Source organism: Mesorhizobium calcicola (assembly GCF_042682105.1).
Lineage (GTDB): Bacteria > Pseudomonadota > Alphaproteobacteria > Rhizobiales > Rhizobiaceae > Mesorhizobium > Mesorhizobium calcicola.
The window spans coordinates 90,027-105,966 of record NZ_JBHUGY010000080.1 but is presented as its reverse complement, the minus strand read 5'-3'; the positions used below and the strand labels follow the sequence as shown (position 1 = coordinate 105,966).

At 62.3% G+C, this 15,940-nt stretch carries 16 protein-coding genes; 11 read left to right on the top strand and 5 right to left on the bottom strand.

The features are described from left to right. Nucleotides 1-158 precede the first annotated feature (158 nt). Entirely contained in the window at nucleotides 159-560 is a 402-nt protein-coding gene (locus tag ACFSQT_RS38940) for an SRPBCC family protein (protein ID WP_379027274.1), read from the bottom strand. A gap of 91 nt (nucleotides 561-651) precedes the next feature. Here ACFSQT_RS38940 and ACFSQT_RS38935 point away from each other — a divergent pair, with 91 nt between their 5' ends. Continuing rightward, on the top strand, nucleotides 652-1,236 hold the full coding sequence (locus ACFSQT_RS38935; RefSeq protein ID WP_379027273.1) for a TetR/AcrR family transcriptional regulator: 585 nt from the start codon (nucleotides 652-654) through the stop codon (nucleotides 1,234-1,236). 51 nt (nucleotides 1,237-1,287) lie between these two features. On the opposite strand, the gene ACFSQT_RS38930 is transcribed toward ACFSQT_RS38935, so the two are convergent. Then, nucleotides 1,288-1,734, bottom strand: a complete 447-nt coding sequence (locus tag ACFSQT_RS38930; RefSeq protein ID WP_379027272.1) for a PaaI family thioesterase — start codon at nucleotides 1,732-1,734, stop codon at nucleotides 1,288-1,290. A 154-nt stretch (nucleotides 1,735-1,888) separates the two neighbouring features. On the opposite strand from ACFSQT_RS38930, the gene ACFSQT_RS38925 reads away from it, so the two are divergent. From ACFSQT_RS38925 to ACFSQT_RS38900, 6 genes are all read left to right on the top strand, one after another. Next, nucleotides 1,889-2,710, top strand: a complete 822-nt coding sequence (locus ACFSQT_RS38925) for an enoyl-CoA hydratase (protein ID WP_379027271.1) — start codon at nucleotides 1,889-1,891, stop codon at nucleotides 2,708-2,710. Between the two features lie 2 nt (nucleotides 2,711-2,712). Beyond that, entirely contained in the window at nucleotides 2,713-3,135 is a 423-nt protein-coding gene (locus ACFSQT_RS38920; protein ID WP_379027536.1) for a VOC family protein, read from the top strand. Beyond that, nucleotides 3,135-3,911 carry an AAA family ATPase gene (locus tag ACFSQT_RS38915; protein WP_379027270.1) on the top strand — a complete coding sequence of 259 codons (777 nt, stop codon included), beginning with the start codon at nucleotides 3,135-3,137 and terminating at the stop codon, nucleotides 3,909-3,911. The genes ACFSQT_RS38920 and ACFSQT_RS38915 overlap by 1 nt, the downstream gene beginning before the upstream one ends. Nucleotides 3,912-3,990: 79 nt before the next feature. Continuing rightward, nucleotides 3,991-4,512 (top strand): CoA-binding protein, encoded by a 522-nt coding sequence (locus ACFSQT_RS38910; RefSeq protein WP_379027269.1) that lies wholly within the window; start codon nucleotides 3,991-3,993, stop codon nucleotides 4,510-4,512. Between the two features lie 147 nt (nucleotides 4,513-4,659). Continuing rightward, on the top strand, nucleotides 4,660-5,940 hold the full coding sequence (locus ACFSQT_RS38905; protein ID WP_379027268.1) for an O-acetylhomoserine aminocarboxypropyltransferase: 1,281 nt from the start codon (nucleotides 4,660-4,662) through the stop codon (nucleotides 5,938-5,940). A gap of 6 nt (nucleotides 5,941-5,946) precedes the next feature. Then, complete coding sequence (locus ACFSQT_RS38900) at nucleotides 5,947-6,291, top strand: cupin domain-containing protein (protein WP_379027267.1); 345 nt, start codon at nucleotides 5,947-5,949, stop codon at nucleotides 6,289-6,291. On the opposite strand, the gene ACFSQT_RS38895 is transcribed toward ACFSQT_RS38900, so the two are convergent. Beyond that, entirely contained in the window at nucleotides 6,292-7,302 is a 1,011-nt protein-coding gene (locus ACFSQT_RS38895; RefSeq protein WP_379027266.1) for a hypothetical protein, read from the bottom strand. Nucleotides 7,303-7,383: 81 nt separating this feature from the next. After that, nucleotides 7,384-8,634, bottom strand: coding sequence for a cytochrome P450 (locus tag ACFSQT_RS38890; protein ID WP_379027265.1), 1,251 nt, complete (start codon nucleotides 8,632-8,634; stop codon nucleotides 7,384-7,386). A 121-nt stretch (nucleotides 8,635-8,755) separates the two neighbouring features. Between ACFSQT_RS38890 and ACFSQT_RS38885 the strand changes: the two genes are divergently transcribed. Next, nucleotides 8,756-9,859: an NAD(P)/FAD-dependent oxidoreductase gene (locus ACFSQT_RS38885; RefSeq protein ID WP_379027264.1), complete on the top strand. Its 1,104-nt coding sequence runs from the start codon at nucleotides 8,756-8,758 to the stop codon at nucleotides 9,857-9,859. A gap of 19 nt (nucleotides 9,860-9,878) precedes the next feature. Here ACFSQT_RS38885 and ACFSQT_RS38880 read toward each other — a convergent pair whose 3' ends face one another. Next, nucleotides 9,879-10,469 (bottom strand): hypothetical protein, encoded by a 591-nt coding sequence (locus ACFSQT_RS38880; protein WP_379027263.1) that lies wholly within the window; start codon nucleotides 10,467-10,469, stop codon nucleotides 9,879-9,881. Between the two features lie 325 nt (nucleotides 10,470-10,794). On the opposite strand from ACFSQT_RS38880, the gene clpP reads away from it, so the two are divergent. The 3 genes from clpP (at nucleotide 10,795) to lon (ending at nucleotide 15,712) form a co-directional block, all read left to right on the top strand. After that, nucleotides 10,795-11,424 (top strand): ATP-dependent Clp endopeptidase proteolytic subunit ClpP, encoded by a 630-nt coding sequence (clpP, locus tag ACFSQT_RS38875; protein WP_379027262.1) that lies wholly within the window; start codon nucleotides 10,795-10,797, stop codon nucleotides 11,422-11,424. 295 nt (nucleotides 11,425-11,719) lie between these two features. Then, complete coding sequence (gene clpX / locus ACFSQT_RS38870) at nucleotides 11,720-12,994, top strand: ATP-dependent Clp protease ATP-binding subunit ClpX (protein ID WP_023759839.1); 1,275 nt, start codon at nucleotides 11,720-11,722, stop codon at nucleotides 12,992-12,994. A 306-nt stretch (nucleotides 12,995-13,300) separates the two neighbouring features. After that, complete coding sequence (gene lon, locus ACFSQT_RS38865) at nucleotides 13,301-15,712, top strand: endopeptidase La (protein WP_379027261.1); 2,412 nt, start codon at nucleotides 13,301-13,303, stop codon at nucleotides 15,710-15,712. Nucleotides 15,713-15,940 lie beyond the last annotated feature (228 nt).

Genomic DNA, 15,940 nt, shown 5'->3' with positions numbered 1-15,940 from the left:
GGCTTATAGGCGAGGGCGAGGGGGCACGTCAAGTCTGCCGTTTCGGGAGTATTACCAAAAGATCATGCAAAAACAATGGGTTGATAAAGCGGTATTATAATACCGCAAGAAAGAACGTTCCGGAGCATGGCCGGAACGTCCATTGACCGACCCGGTCTTCAGTTGGCTCGTTCTAGCGAGCGGCGTATCTCCGGCGCAAGCTGGTCCATTGCGACGGCAAGCCAGTCGCAAAGGTCGTCCGGCGATGTGTCATGAATCCATACCAACCGGCTACGTCCATCACACTCTGCAAAGACCTGCATCGAGGTGTTGTCGTGCTTCACCTCTTCCCCTTGCCACGCCCAGACAATGCGGCGCGCCGGTTCGTCGCGGGCGATGAGCCTCTCCCGCACGATCTTGCCATCGGCGAAGGTCATTTGCCTCAAGTCGGGCTCGATCAACAGGCAATCCACGAAAATATCTGGCGTTGTCAGTCGCGGCCCCTCGGCGAAGTTGCCTACGGTCTGCCAGACCTTCTCCGGCGATGCGTCGACTATCATTTCTCTGATAACTGATCCCATTTGGCACCTTTCGTTCAAGAGCAGACAGGATTGTCTACTAGACAAGTCTGTCTGTATGGCGGAATAGGGTTGACGTCAAAGGGTATTTGATATGGTAAACCACGCTACTGATATCGGCCGGGAAAGTGCTGCGCGCAGCCGCATACTCGATACGGCCACGAACCTGTTCTATGCCGAGGGCGTGCACGCGGTCGGCATCGACCGGATCATTGCTGAGGCGGGCGTGGCCAAGGCCACTTTCTACAAGTACTTTCCGGCCAAGGACGAACTCGTCCGCGCCTACATTCAGAACCAAAGCCGGCAAGGGAGGGCCATGATCGACAGGATCAGCGAGCGATCTGCGCGGGATTCGATCCTGGCTATTTTTGATCTCGTTGCGGACGCCGCCGCTCAGCCTGGCTACCGCGGCTGCCCGTTTCTGAATGCTGCCGCCGAATATCCCGAGCCGAGCCATCCAGTACGGCAGGCGATTGACGAGCACAGGCAATGGAAGCGTGATCTCCTGCGCGGTCTACTTGGAGCCGACGGTAGCCCGGATCCCGAAACCACGGCCGATGTGCTGACGGTTGCCAACGACGGACTGCTGGTCGCCAGCCATCTTGATAAACCTGCAAACTTGCGACGCCTCATTCGCGAGACGGTTATGCGCATTCTGGGGCCGTCGGCAGGCACATAGCAGCAGACGCAGATGGTCCTGCGTTGGGAAACACTGGCGGGAGGAATTCGTCTAACGCTTCGGCGGGATCGAATAGGTGCCGGTGGCGTGCGCGACCGTGTGTCCGCCCTCGCCGGCGACGATGTCGATGTCGAACACCATCAGGCTTTTTCCCAACTTCAGGATGCGGCAATGGCCGTCGATCGGCCCGGCCTCGGCCTTGCGGACGAAGTTGATGTCGAGATTGACGGTAACGGAAAGCGCGTCCGGCCCGGCATGCGAGAGCACACAGACATATCCGCCAATGTCGGCCAGCGTGAACAGCGATGGACCGGACACGGTTCCGCCGGGACGCAGGTGCTGTTCGTCGGCATGGAGCCGCACGGTGCAGCCGCCTGGGAACACGTCGATTGCCTCGTAATATTTGAACTGGTCGTTGAGTTGGGGATAGACCGTCTCCATCAGCGCATTGACTTGCGCTGCGGTCAGCACGGGCTTGAGATTGGTTTGGGCGGGCATGTCGGCCTCTCGTTTTGCGCCAGGCCCTGTATGAACGCAGCGCGGCATTTCTGGCAACACCTTCATTCCTGGCGCAAGCGATCGGTGTTGGATGAAACCCGATCCGATATTAGATATTCTCCCAACCCTGAGCGGAATCGCGGAGACCCGATCCATGGCTGAAATCCTTGCCATCAAGCCTGCCGCCGTTGACGGTCCGGTTGTCGCACAACTGGACAACGGCGTGCTGCGCCTGACGCTCGCCAATCCGCCCGCCAACGCTCTGTCGCTGGCGGTGATGGCGGCACTGACGGCGGAACTCGATCGTGCCAAGGCTGACAAGGCGGTTCGCGTCATCGTGCTGTCGGCGGCCGGCAAGGTGTTCTGCGCCGGCCACGATCTCAAGGAAATGACCGCGCGGCGCGCTGACGCCGATCGTGGCAAGGCCTTCTTCGAACAGACCTTCGCCGCTTGCGCGGCGCTGATGCAGGCGATCGTGCGCCATCCCTTGCCTGTGATTGCCGAAGTCGACGGCCTGGCCACCGCCGCCGGGCTGCAACTGGTCGCCAGCTGCGATCTGGCGATTGCGTCGCATGAGGCGACCTTCTGCACGCCGGGCGTCAACATCGGCCTGTTCTGCTCGACGCCGATGGTGGCGCTGTCGCGCAACGTCTCGCGCAAGCATGCGATGGAGATGCTGTTGACCGGCGAGACGATCGACGCGGCAACCGCCAAGGAGTTCGGCCTGGTCAACCGCGTCGTGCCGCGCGAATATCTGAATCAGATCATCACCAAATACGCGCAAACCATTGCTTCCAAATCATCTTTGGTGGTCAAGACCGGCAAGGGAGCCTTTTACGCGCAGGCCGAGATGGGGCTGGCCGACGCCTATGCCTATACCGGCCGCATCATGGTCGAAAACATGCTGGCGCGTGACGCGGAGGAGGGCATCGGCGCCTTCATCAGCAAGCGCAAGCCGCAATGGACGGACGAGTAATCGTGGAGCCGCGCATCTCCATCATCACCATCGCGACAGACGATCTCGACCGCGCCGTGCGCTTCTACGAGGCGATGGGCCTCGCCCGTCATGCCGGCATCACCGACGGCGTCGCTTTCTTCCAGATGGGCGGCGCCATTCTCGGCCTGTTCCCGCGCGCCAGCGCCGAGGAGGATTCGGGCGTTGCCTTCGCTGGGGCGCCGTCCGCGGTCTATCTCGCCTACAACACCCGCTCCGATGCTGAAGTCGACGAGGTGCTGGCCATGGCGGAAAAAGCCGGCGGGCGTATCGTCAAGCCGGCCGGCCGCGCCTTCTGGGGCGGCTGGTACGGTTATTTCGCCGATGCGGATGGGCATGTCTGGGAAGTGGCGCACAATCCGGCCTTCCCGATCGCGGAAGACGGCACGATTTCGCTGCCCGATTAATGGCTTACCGCAAGCAGCTGACGCGGCTCAAGGCACCTTATCTCAAGCGCATCCTGCTTGACCCGGCGCGGGTCGCGGACTGGGAAAAATATCCCTGGAACCTGCCGCTGTTTCGCGGCCACGACTTCGAACTCGAATTCACCACGCCGATCACCATCATCGTCGGCGAGAACGGCACCGGCAAATCGACGCTGCTCGAGGCGATCGGCGCACTCGCCGGCTATGATGAGGCCGGTGGCGGCAAGGGCTACATGCCGGTCGACCACTCTCGTGCCATCGACAAGAGCGGTGCCGCACTGGCCGACAATTTTCGTTGCCACTGGCTGCCCAAGGTTACCGCCGGTTGGTTCTTTCGCGCCGAATCCTTCTATTCCGTTGCCCGTTACCTCGACGAGGCAGCTAGGGAATCGGGCGGGACGCCACCGGACTTCCTGTCCTGGTCGCATGGCGAGGGTTTCATCCGCTTCTTCGAGGAGCGCTGCCGCAGGCAAGGCATCTACATCCTCGACGAGCCCGAGAGCGCGCTCTCCCCGTCGCGCCAGATCGAACTGCTCAAGATGCTGCGGCGGATGGACCAGTCGGGCACCGCGCAAGTCATCATTGCGACGCATTCGCCGCTGCTGATGGCCTGCCCCGGCGCGCGGCTGTTCCGCATCAGCCGCTTCGGCCTCGATCCGACCGATTTCAGCGACACCGACCATTTTCGCATGATGCGCGACTTCTGCTCCGACCCGCAGGCCTTTATGGAGGAAGCGCTGAGAGAGGACGACGCGTGACTAACGACGATCTCAATTGGCGCATCGAGCAGGCCTGCCGCAACATCTGGCCGGCCGTCTCCCCACCGCAGGAACACGCATGAACCACGATAGTTACGACAACACCTACATCGCCGGCATCCTCAATTCGGTGAAGACCATCGCCATGGTCGGCGCGTCCGCCAACGACGTGCGGCCAAGCTATTTCGTGCTGAAGTATCTGCTGGCCAAGGGGTTTTCGGTGTTCCCGATCAATCCTGGCCAGGCCGGCAAGGAAATCCTCGGCCGGATGACCTATGCCAGGCTGGCCGAAATTCCCGAACCGATCGACATGGTCGATATCTTTCGCGCGGCGACCGCGGTGCCCGGCATTGTCGATGAGGTGTTGCGGCTCGATCCCTTGCCGAAAGTCCTCTGGATGCAGCTTGGCGTGCGTCATGACGAGGCAGCCGCACGCGCCGAGGCCGCCGGGATCAAGGTGGTGATGAACCGCTGCCCCAAGATCGAATATGGCAAGCTGTCCGGCGAGATCGGCTGGACCGGCGTCAATTCCGGCGTCTTGTCGTCGAAGAAACCGCTGATGCGGTCCGGATTCCAGAGTTTTGGTGTGCGCCAGAAGTAGAAGCAAAAATTATTCCGCAAGGCGGTGTATTTTCTCGCGTCCCGGCCGCAGATCGTTCGCCGAAGGGCATTTTCTTCTTTGCATTCGCGCCCGGGCTTCGCCAAGAATGCCCGGCCATTTCAAGAGTTTTCAAAAGGGAGGTTTTCGATGACCCGCACGCCCGGTTTCAACACGCTCGCCGTCCATGCCGGCGCCAAGCCTGACCCGGCCACCGGCGCCCGCGCCACGCCGATCTACCAGACGACCTCCTTCGTCTTCGACGATGCTGATCACGCCGCCTCGCTGTTCGGGCTGAAGGCCTTCGGCAACATCTACACCCGCATCATGAACCCGACGCAGGCGGTGCTGGAAGAGCGCATCGCGGCCCTCGAGGGCGGCACGGCAGCACTTGCGGTCGCCTCCGGCCATGCGGCGCAGATCATCGTGTTCCACAATCTGATGCAGCCGGGCGACAATTTCGTCGCCGCCAACAAGCTCTATGGCGGTTCGATCAACCAGTTCGGCCATGCCTTCAAGAATTATGGCTGGGAGGTGCGCTGGGCCGACACCAACGACCTCTCGACCTTCGAGAGCCAGATCGACGACAGGACCAAGGCGATCTTCATCGAGAGCCTTGCCAATCCGGGCGGCACTTTCGTCGACATCGAGAAGATCGGCGACATCGCCCGCAAGCACGGCCTGCCGCTCATCGTCGACAATACGCTCGCTTCACCCTACTTGATCCGGCCAATCGAGCACGGTGCCGATATCGTCGTCCATTCGCTGACCAAGTTCATCGGCGGCCACGGCAATTCGATCGGCGGCGCCATCGTCGACGGCGGCACCTTCGACTGGTCGAAATCGGGCAAGTACCCGATGCTGTCGGAGCCGCGCCCCGAATATGGCGGCCTCGTCCTGCACGAAACCTTCGGCAATTTCGCTTTCGCCATCGCCGCGCGCGTGCTTGGCCTGCGCGACCTCGGCCCTGCGATCTCGCCGTTCAACGCCTTCCTGATCCTGACCGGCCTGGAGACCTTGCCGCTGCGCATGCAGCGCCACTGCGACAATGCAGTGACGGTTGCCGCCTGGCTGTCCAACCACCCCAAGGTCGCCTCGGTGAATTACCCCGGCCTGCCCTCAGACAAGAACAACGCGCTGCAGAAGAAATACTCGCCGCAAGGCGCCGGCGCGGTGTTCACCTTCGGCCTCAAGGGCGGCTATGACGCCGGCGTCAAATTCGTCGAGGCGCTCGAACTGTTCTCGCACCTGGCCAATGTCGGCGACACCAAGTCGCTGGTCATTCATCCGGCCTCGACCACGCACCGCCAGCTTTCCGACGAGCAGAAGGTCAAGGCAGGAGCCGGTCCGGACACCGTGCGGCTTTCCATCGGCATCGAGGACGTCAACGACATCGTCGCCGACCTCGAACAGGCGCTTGCCAAGGTCTGATCGCTCATGACCGCGTTTCTTTCCGTCGACACCAAAAACGTCGAGCCCGAATCCGGCGCGCCGGCGCCGGATCGGCTGATCTCGGGCGATCCGAAATTCCGCACCTGGAATGTCGAGGAGCGGGACGGCGGCCTCTATGCCGGCATCTGGGAATCGACCCCGGGCAAGTGGCGCATCGTCTATGACGAATGGGAATTCTGCCACATCCTGTCCGGCGTTTCGGTGATCGCGGAGGACGGTGGGCAAGCGCGTACCGTCAAGGCCGGCGACAGCTTTGTGCTCAGGCCCGGCTTCAAGGGCAGCTGGGAAGTGCTTGAAACGACCCGCAAGGAGTATGTGATCAAGCTTTGATCACTTCCCCGGAAACTGGCTGAGGCACGCCTCCGACGCCTTGTCGTGGAAAGCCAGGGCGTCGGCGTCCTGTGCCTCGACGTCGGCGTCGGAGATCTCGTTGCGATAATATTGCGCCACGAGATCGAGTCCCTCCTGGCTGATGCCCTGGGTCGGCATCTCGCGGGCAATGCAGCTGCACAGGCTGAGCGCACGGTCCGGTGAGCCGACCTTGTGGTTGGTGAGGATGAAATCCTGTGCCGGGCAGGCGGCGATGAAGCCGTCGAAATCGAGCCTCTGTTGCGGCTGGTCGCCATGATTGAAATAGGGCGGCGGCCATTGGCTCTTGCCGCTGGCGACATCGCAGCCGGTTGCGACGTCGCTGCCGTTCGTGGCCACGGCTTGCCATGCCTTGTCCTTGCCGCCGTCGGGATATTCGAAATTCTCTCCCAGCGAGGCGGCATATTGGTCAAGGTCGGCCTGTGCGAAGCCGATCGTCTGAAACCGGTTGAGCTGGCACTGGCATTCACCGGCGACCCGCTCGGCCTCGCCTTCTTCGGGCTGTTCGCTTGATTTGCTTTTCTGGCAGGCCGCGATGAAGGCGGTGCCGTCGAGCGACGTGGCGGGGAGGGTCGAGACATCCGCGTAATGATCGCCCGTCCAGCCAAACAGCTTCTTGTCGAGTTGCAGGTCGAAAAAGCCATTGCGCTTGAAAGCACCGAGGCTGACCTTGTCTGGAGGCGTCAGCCTGGCACCGGGAATATCGCCAAAAACCTCGCGGTAGCTGTCGCCTTCCAGCACGAAAAGGAACAGCCCGCATTTCACGCCATCGCAGTTGGGATCCGCGACATAGGCATAGATTTCGGACAAACCGTCGAGGTTGAAGTCGGCCTCATATGCCCAGAACTTGTCCGCAGGCACAGCCGCCCCCGTTTGACGTTCAAGCAGGCCGCCAGCCATGGCCCGGGCGATGGCGTCACTGTTTTCCTGCGGGATGTTTTCCGGCTGCTCTTGTGCCCATGCGCTGGCCATGCCTGCCCATGCCAGAGCCAGGGCGAAAGATGTCGCCCGTCTCGAAAACAACCTCATGTCGCAGCCCCAGGCCCGCGATCGTCAGAAGCCGACGGCGAGCGTTTCCAGCCCATGGAAGTGGTAAGTGTCGCGGAAGCGCGGCCGTTCGGCAAGATGCAGCTTTGGCTGCCGGTCGAACAAGGTTTTCAGCGACACCTGCAACTCGAGCCGGGCGAGCGGCGCGCCGATGCAGAAATGGATGCCGGCGCCGAAGGACACGTTCTTCTGGTCCGCACGATCGGGCCGAAAGGCCAGCGGCTCGGCGAAGGCGCGCGGGTCATGATTGGCCATGCCCAGCAGCAATCCGATCGTCTGGCCCGGCTGCACGACGATACCGGGGGCGACTTCGATGTCCTGATAGGCGTAGCGCGTGAACATGTGCAGCGGCGCATCGAAGCGCAGGCATTCCTCGACCGTTGCCGCGGTTGCTTCGGGTGAGCCGAAGAAGCGGCGCGGGTCGCCGCCTTGCGCCAGGATCGAGCGCACGGCGTTGCCGGTCTGATGCACGGTCGCCTCGTGGCCGGCATTGAGCAGCAGGATCGCCGAGGACACCATCTCGTCCTCCGACAGTTTCTGGCCGTCCTCCTGCGCCGAGATCAGCAGCGACAGCAGATCGTCGCCGGGGTTCTTGCGCCGCTCGGTGACATGGAAGCGCAGGAAATCGGCAAAATCGCTTGCGGCCCGGTTGGCCGTCTCCTCGGTTTCGCGCGTGCGGCTGTGCATGTACATGGCGACCATCCGGTGCGACCAGTCGAGCAGTTGCGGCCCCATCTCGACCGGCACGCCGAGCATTTCGGCAATGATGGTGATCGGCAGCGGCGCCGCGAAGGCGGGCAGCAGATCGACGGCCCCGCCTGGTTCGAGACGGTCGATCAGGTCGTTGGCGAGCGCTTCGACACGCGGCCGCAGCCGTTCGACCTGGCGCGAGACGAAGGCACGGTTGACCAGCGTTCTCAGCCGCGTGTGCACCGGCGGCTCCAGCTCCAGCATCGAATTGGCTTCGATGCCGTCGAATGCCCTGAGATGAGTTCGGTCCTGACCGGTGCCGCGCCTGTCTGGAATGCCGGCCGGGTTCTGGCGGCCGAAGCGGCGGTCGCGCAGCAGCCGGTTGACGTCGTCGAAGCCGCCAAAGCACCAGATGCCGAACTCTTCCCAGAAGAATGCGTTCGATGCGCCGTGCAGGAAGGCATAGGCCTCGTACGGGTCCTGGAAAAAGGCAGGTTCGTGCGGGTCGAGCCTGAGCTGGCGAGTGGCGGGATCAAAGGCCAGATAGGGTGGCGTCAATTTGGTCATGCCAGACCAATAGCGCGGCTTGCCAGCCTGGTTCCAGACCGTATGTTGGCGGCCCGTGAACAAAAACATCGGCGGCCCAATGCGTTGAGCCAGCCGACACGGCTGCGGAAAGACTGACCTGATGAATGTGATCGTTGTCGGCGCGGGCATTGCCGGTCTTTCCACGGCGTGGTCCCTGGTCAAGGCCGGCCACAGCGTGTCCATCGTCGAGCAGGGACCGATCCCCAATCCGCTGGCCGCATCGGGCGACCATCACCGCGTCATCCGCCGCGCCTACCGGGCCGGAACCGGCTATGGCCGGCTGATCACCGAGGCCTATCAGGCCTGGGATGAAATGTGGGCCGATCTCGGCGAAAGCCACCTCGATGCGCGCGGCTTCGTCTGCATTTCGCGCGAGCCGGGCGATGAGGCCGAGGAATACCGCGAGGGCCTGGAGGAGGGGAATTTCCCGTTCGAATTGCTGGAAGCGGCTGCTGCCGCGCAACGCTGGCCGTTCCTTGTGCCAGGTTCGTTCCGCTATGCCTATTTTTCAACCGAAGGCGGCGCGCTGCATTGCCGCAAGATCGCGTCCGGCCTCGCCAAATGGCTGCGCGCCAATGGCGCCAATGTCTACGAGCACAGCAAGGTCGTCGAAGTCGATGCCGAGGCCGGCCGCGTCGTGCTCGAAAGCGGCGAAACCATGCAGGCCGATCGCATCGTCGTCGCTGCCGGCGCCTGGGTGTTGAAACTGTTCCCGGACCTGGACGGCGAGTTGAAGACCTATCGGACGGCACTTGCCTATGTCGAACCGCCGTCCGATCTCAAGGCCGCCTGGCAGGCGGCACCGGTCGTTCTCGATATCGGCGGCGCGGTCGACGGCTATGTGATCCCGCCTTCCGGCGGCGCCGGCATGAAATTCGGTTCCGGGCTGCACCGGGTGCCGACCAGTGACGCCGACTGGAACCGTGAGCCGGTGCCAGGCGAGGGCGAGGCGATCCGCAACCTGTTTTCGCCGCCGATCGCCCGCATCGATGAGTACCGGGTGACCGAGGTCGTGACCTGCGCCTACACCTTCACCGCCGACGAGAAATTCATGGCGCACGAAAAGGGCAGGTGCCTGATCGTCTCGGCTTGCTCGGGCCATGGCTATAAATTCGGTGCAGCGGTCGGCCGGCGCGTAGCCGCCGCAGTCGGCGATGGCGACGTCGCCGGCCTGAAGGCATGGCTGCGGGCGGAGGTCGCTTGAAACGCCGCCGGCGCTTGACCTAATTCTGGCAGTGCCTCGGAATATGCACCCGCCGCCAGCTGGATGAACCTTCGCGGACCAGCACGCGCCGCGCGACCGTCTGGTAGGACGCCGGAACATTGATGATACGCCTTTGTTCCGGCTGCACCAGCACCTCCTCGGCGATGCTGTCGTACTGCGCCGGGGTGACGACACGCCGGGTGCGTTCGGGCTGGATCACCACGGTCTCGGCGACGCGCCCGTAGCGCGCCTTGTGCCAGATCTTGCACAGCACCTTGCGGCCATGAATGACGCGCCATTCCCAGGAATAGCCGCCATCGTCGACCTGGACCGTGTGGTAGACGGTGCGGGTGATGGCAGGCACGACCTCGTAGGTGACTTGCGCCGGAACCGTCATCACCACGCGTTCGCGGGTGCCGTAGATGGCCGGAACATAGTCGACCTGCTGGCCGGGCGGGCTCACCAGCACGTCTTCGTAGACCGTGTCGTAGACATCAGGCGTGCGGACCGGTTCATAGCATTCGACGGCGCGGCCGCCGGCCGCTGTCTGCGAAATCGTGCCGAGCATGGTCAGCCCGGCAATGGTGAAGCATGCGGTTTTCCTGAACATGACACTCCCCCTGTTGAACGGCCGATGACGTTCAACGTTGGATTGTAGGGGAAGAGGCGTCCGGGAAAAGGGGATTTGCCGCATTTCGTTAAGCGATGCGGTTAAGAAATTGCTACGGATGGCGGCGACGTCGGCGAACGACGATGGCGCTGGTCGATGAATCCCGCGAATAACCTTGATTCGACTTACCCAGATGGCTAGGACGGGTCGGCCTTGCACAAGGATGAGCCGGCATCCTATTTACAGAATAACGATCCAGTACCGATTCTGCCCGATCTTCCAGTGTCCCGGCGCCGGAATCCCACCGCGAGATAAGAGATAACTAATGAAGAACCCCGTCGAAACCTACATGAACCTCGTTCCGATGGTGGTCGAACAGACCAATCGCGGCGAGCGGGCCTACGACATTTTCTCCCGCCTCCTCAAGGAGCGCATCATTTTCATCACCGGTCCGGTCGAGGACGGCATGGCGACCCTGGTCTGCGCGCAGCTTCTGTTCCTCGAAGCCGAGAATCCGAAGAAGGAAATCAACCTCTACATCAATTCACCGGGTGGCGTCGTCACCTCGGGCATGGCGATCTACGACACCATGCAGTTCATCAAGCCGGCCGTGTCGACGCTCTGCATCGGCCAGGCGGCCTCGATGGGCTCGCTGCTTCTGACCGCCGGCCACAAGGGCATGCGCTTCGCCACGCCGAATGCCCGCATCATGGTTCACCAGCCGTCCGGCGGCTTCCAGGGCCAGGCGTCTGACATCGAGCGCCATGCCCAGGACATCATCAAGCTAAAGCGTCGCCTCAACGAGGTCTACGTCCAGCACACCGGCAAGAGCTACGAAGAGATCGAGAGGACGCTCGACCGCGACCATTTCATGACCGCCGACGAAGCCAGGGAGTTCGGCCTCATCGACAAGGTCATTTCGTCGCGCGAGGCGGCGGAAAGCGCTGTGGCATAAGGGCTAGTTGGCAGTTGGATGGCGGCATCACACGCTTTTGGCGCGTCTTGCGGCATTTCGGCCACAATTGGCTGTTCCCTCGGCGGACAGGATTGCCTACGTTAAGGCTATGTTGAGTTTCGGCGGCTTAGCTTTATGCGGGGCTGTCGCGAATCATTGCCACGTTTTCTGATTTGTGTTTCGTACGGAATGCGTTGCGGGAGCCGGGATACTGGCGGCGGCGGATTCCCGCGATAGATTGAGTATGCGCCCTTTCAGCCAGACCATCGGCGGGCGGCCATGAAAGGACATGAAAATGAGCAAGGTCGGCAACAACAGCGGCGACTCAAAGAACACGCTTTACTGCTCGTTTTGCGGCAAAAGCCAGCACGAGGTGCGCAAGCTGATCGCCGGTCCGACGGTCTTCATCTGCGACGAGTGCGTCGAGCTGTGCATGGACATCATCCGCGAGGAGAACAAGACCTCGATGGTGAAGTCGCGCGAGGGCGTGCCGACACCGCAGGAGATCCTCAAGGTTCTCGACGACTATGTCATCGGCCAGCCCTACGCCAAGCGCGTGCTGTCGGTGGCGGTCCACAACCACTACAAGCGCCTCGCGCATGCCGGCAAGAACAACGATGTCGAGCTGGCGAAGTCGAACATCCTGCTGATCGGCCCGACCGGTTGCGGCAAGACGCTGCTGGCGCAGACGCTGGCCCGCATCATCGACGTGCCCTTCACCATGGCTGACGCGACGACGCTGACCGAAGCCGGTTATGTCGGCGAGGACGTCGAAAACATCATCCTGAAGCTGTTGCAGTCGGCCGACTACAATGTCGAGCGGGCCCAGCGCGGCATCGTCTACATCGACGAGATCGACAAGATTTCGCGCAAGTCCGACAATCCCTCGATCACCCGCGACGTGTCGGGCGAGGGCGTGCAGCAGGCGCTCTTGAAGATCATGGAAGGCACCGTCGCCTCCGTGCCGCCGCAGGGCGGCAGGAAGCACCCGCAGCAGGAGTTCCTGCAGGTCGACACCGCCAACATCCTGTTCATCTGCGGCGGCGCCTTCGCCGGGCTGGACAAGATCATCTCGGATCGCGGCAGAAAAACCTCGATCGGCTTCGGCGCCATCGTCGCTTCGCCCGAGGATCGCCGCACCGGCGATGTCTTCCGCCTGGTCGAGCCGGAGGATCTCTTGAAATTCGGTCTTATCCCCGAATTTGTCGGCCGTCTGCCGGTCCTGGCGACGCTGGAGGACCTTGACGAGCCGGCGCTGATCCAGATCCTGACCGAGCCGAAGAACGCGCTGGTCAAGCAGTATCAGCGGCTGTTCGAGATGGAGAATGTCGACCTGACGTTCCACGAGAACGCCCTGTCGGCGATCGCCAAGCGCGCCATCGAGCGCAAGACCGGCGCGCGCGGTCTGCGCTCGATCATGGAAGCGATCCTGCTCGACACGATGTTCGAACTTCCCGCACTCGAAGGCGTGCGCGAAGTGGTGATTTCGGAAGAGGTGGTTACCGGCAGCGCCCGGCCGCTCTATATCTACTCCGAGCAGAAGGAAAAGAAGGGCAATGTCAGCGCCTGACATGAGCCCGCAGCGGAGTTTTGAAACGGCGCCGCAAGGCGCCGTTTTGCTGTCACGCAGGGTTTTGCGGCTGCGTCCGGTCTTGCCGTCGCAAATCGGTCACTTGCGGGCACGTTGGAGGAGCGGATTTGTACTGGCCCCTTGATCTTTGTGGATCGTGCATCCAACTAACTGGAGAAGGCCGAGGTGCCCGATTTCTGTGCTGTAAAACTCCCGTCATAAACGGTGGTAGGCGGAACGATCCCCGGTCGTTAATATAGGATTCGCGGTTGGCCGATTGGCGGCCGCGACATGAAAGGTTGGACAATGGCCAAAATATCCAAGGCTCCCAGCGACGGCGTCTTCGCAGTCCTCCCACTGCGCGACATCGTGGTGTTCCCGCACATGATCGTTCCGCTCTTCGTCGGGCGTGAGAAGTCGATCAAGGCGCTGGAAGAGGTGATGGGTCAGGAGAAGCAGATCCTGCTTGCCACCCAGATGAATGCCGCCGACGACGATCCCGAGCCCGATGCCATATTCGACATCGGCACGCTTGCCAATGTGCTGCAATTGCTGAAGCTGCCCGACGGCACCGTCAAGGTTCTGGTCGAAGGCGCCTCGCGCGCGAAAATCGTCTCGTTCACCGACCGTCCCGACTTCCATGAGGCCCGCGCCACGGCGCTGGTCGAGCCGGAAGAGGAAGAGGTCGAGGTCGAGGCGCTGGCGCGTTCGGTCGTCACCGACTTCGAGAACTACGTCAAGCTGAACAAGAAGATCTCGCCCGAAGTGGTGGGTGCCGCCAGCCAGATCGACGACTATTCCAAGCTCGCCGACACGGTCGCCTCGCATCTCGCCATCAAGATCCCCGAGAAGCAGGAAATGCTGGCCACGCTCTCGGTCAAGGAGCGGCTGGAAAAGGCGATGGGCTTCATGGAAGCCGAAATCTCCGTCCTGCAGGTGGAGAAGCGTATCCGCTCGCGCGTCAAGCGCCAGATGGAGAAGACGCAGCGCGAATACTACCTCAACGAGCAGATGAAGGCGATCCAGAAGGAGCTCGGCGAGGGCGAGGACGGCCGCGACGAGGCTGCCGAGATCGAGGCACGCATCAAGAAGACCAAGCTCTCCAAGGAGGCCCGCGAAAAGGCGGAAGCCGAGTTGAAGAAGCTCAGGACGATGTCGCCGATGTCGGCTGAATCGACCGTGGTGCGCAACTATCTCGACTGGATCCTGTCGATCCCGTGGGGCAAGAACTCCAAGGTCAAGCAGGACCTGGCTTTCGCGCAGAACGTGCTCGACACCGACCATTTCGGCCTCGACAAGGTCAAGGACCGCATCGTCGAGTACCTTGCCGTGCAAAGCCGCCAGAAGAAGCTGAAGGGGCCGATCCTGTGCCTCGTCGGCCCTCCCGGCGTCGGCAAGACCTCGCTCGGCAAGTCGATCGCCAAGGCGACCGGTCGCGAATTCATCCGCATGGCGCTGGGCGGCGTGCGTGACGAAGCCGAGATCCGTGGCCATCGGCGCACCTATATCGGCTCGATGCCCGGCAAGGTCATCCAGTCGATGAAGAAGGCGAAGAAGTCCAACCCGCTCTTCCTGCTCGACGAGATCGACAAGATGGGCCAGGACTTCCGTGGCGATCCGTCGTCGGCGCTGCTCGAGGTGCTCGATCCCGAACAGAACTCGACGTTCATGGACCACTACCTCGAGGTCGAATACGATCTGTCGAGCGTTATGTTCGTGACGACGGCGAACACGCTGAACATCCCTGCGCCTCTGATGGACCGCATGGAGATCATCCGTATCGCCGGCTACACCGAGGACGAGAAGATCGAAATCGCCAAGCGGCACCTGATGCCGAAGGTGGTGCGCGACCATGCCCTGCAGCCGAAGGAGTTCTCCGTCGGCGAGGACGCGATCCGCGCCATCATCCAGACCTACACCCGTGAAGCGGGCGTCAGAAGCCTGGAGCGCGAGCTGATGAAGCTCGGGCGCAAGGCGGTGACCGAGATCCTGAAGACGAAGAAGAAGACGGTGAGCATCACGGCGGCGAACCTCGCCGACTACCTCGGTGTTCCGCGCTTCCGCTTCGGTCAGGTCGAGGCTGACGATCAGGTCGGTGTCGTCACCGGGCTTGCCTGGACGGAAGTCGGCGGCGAGCTGCTGACGGTCGAAGGCGTCATGATGCCCGGCAAGGGCCGCATGACGGTGACCGGCAACCTGCGCGACGTGATGAAGGAATCGATTTCGGCGGCGGCCTCCTATGTCCGCTCGCGCGCCATCGATTTCGGCATCGAGCCGCCGCTGTTCGACAAGCGCGACATCCACGTGCACGTGCCGGAAGGCGCCACGCCCAAGGATGGACCGTCGGCCGGCGTGGCGATGGCGACCGCGATCATCTCGGTGCTGACCGGCATTCCGATCAAGGCCGATGTGGCGATGACCGGCGAGATCACGCTGCGCGGCAGGGTGCTGCCGATCGGCGGCCTCAAGGAGAAGCTGCTGGCCGCATTGCGCGGCGGCATCAAGAAGGTGCTGATCCCGGAAGACAACGCCAAGGACCTGGCGGAGATTCCGGACAACGTGAAGAACGGCATGGAAATCATTCCGGTCTCGCGGGTCGGTGAGGTGTTGCGCCACGCGCTAGTGCGTATGCCGGAGCCGATCGAATGGGTCGAACCGGTCAATCCGCCGGCAGCGACCGACAGCGCGGACGATGCCGGCAAGACGCTGGCGCACTAGAGCGCCGCGCGTCCACTTGGACGCGCAAAGGACGCTCTAATGCCTAAGACTTGCGCATGGTCCTTTCCGAAAACCGACTACGGTTTTCGGGGCCTTGCGTTGGTTTTCGCCAAGGTTGCAGTGCACAAACAGAGAGCCGGGCTTCGCGCCCGGCTTTTTCATGTGAAAAACCCCGGAATTCCGGGCTTTTTCCGCTTTTTCTTGGGTATTTCGACTTGGTTGCGGCAA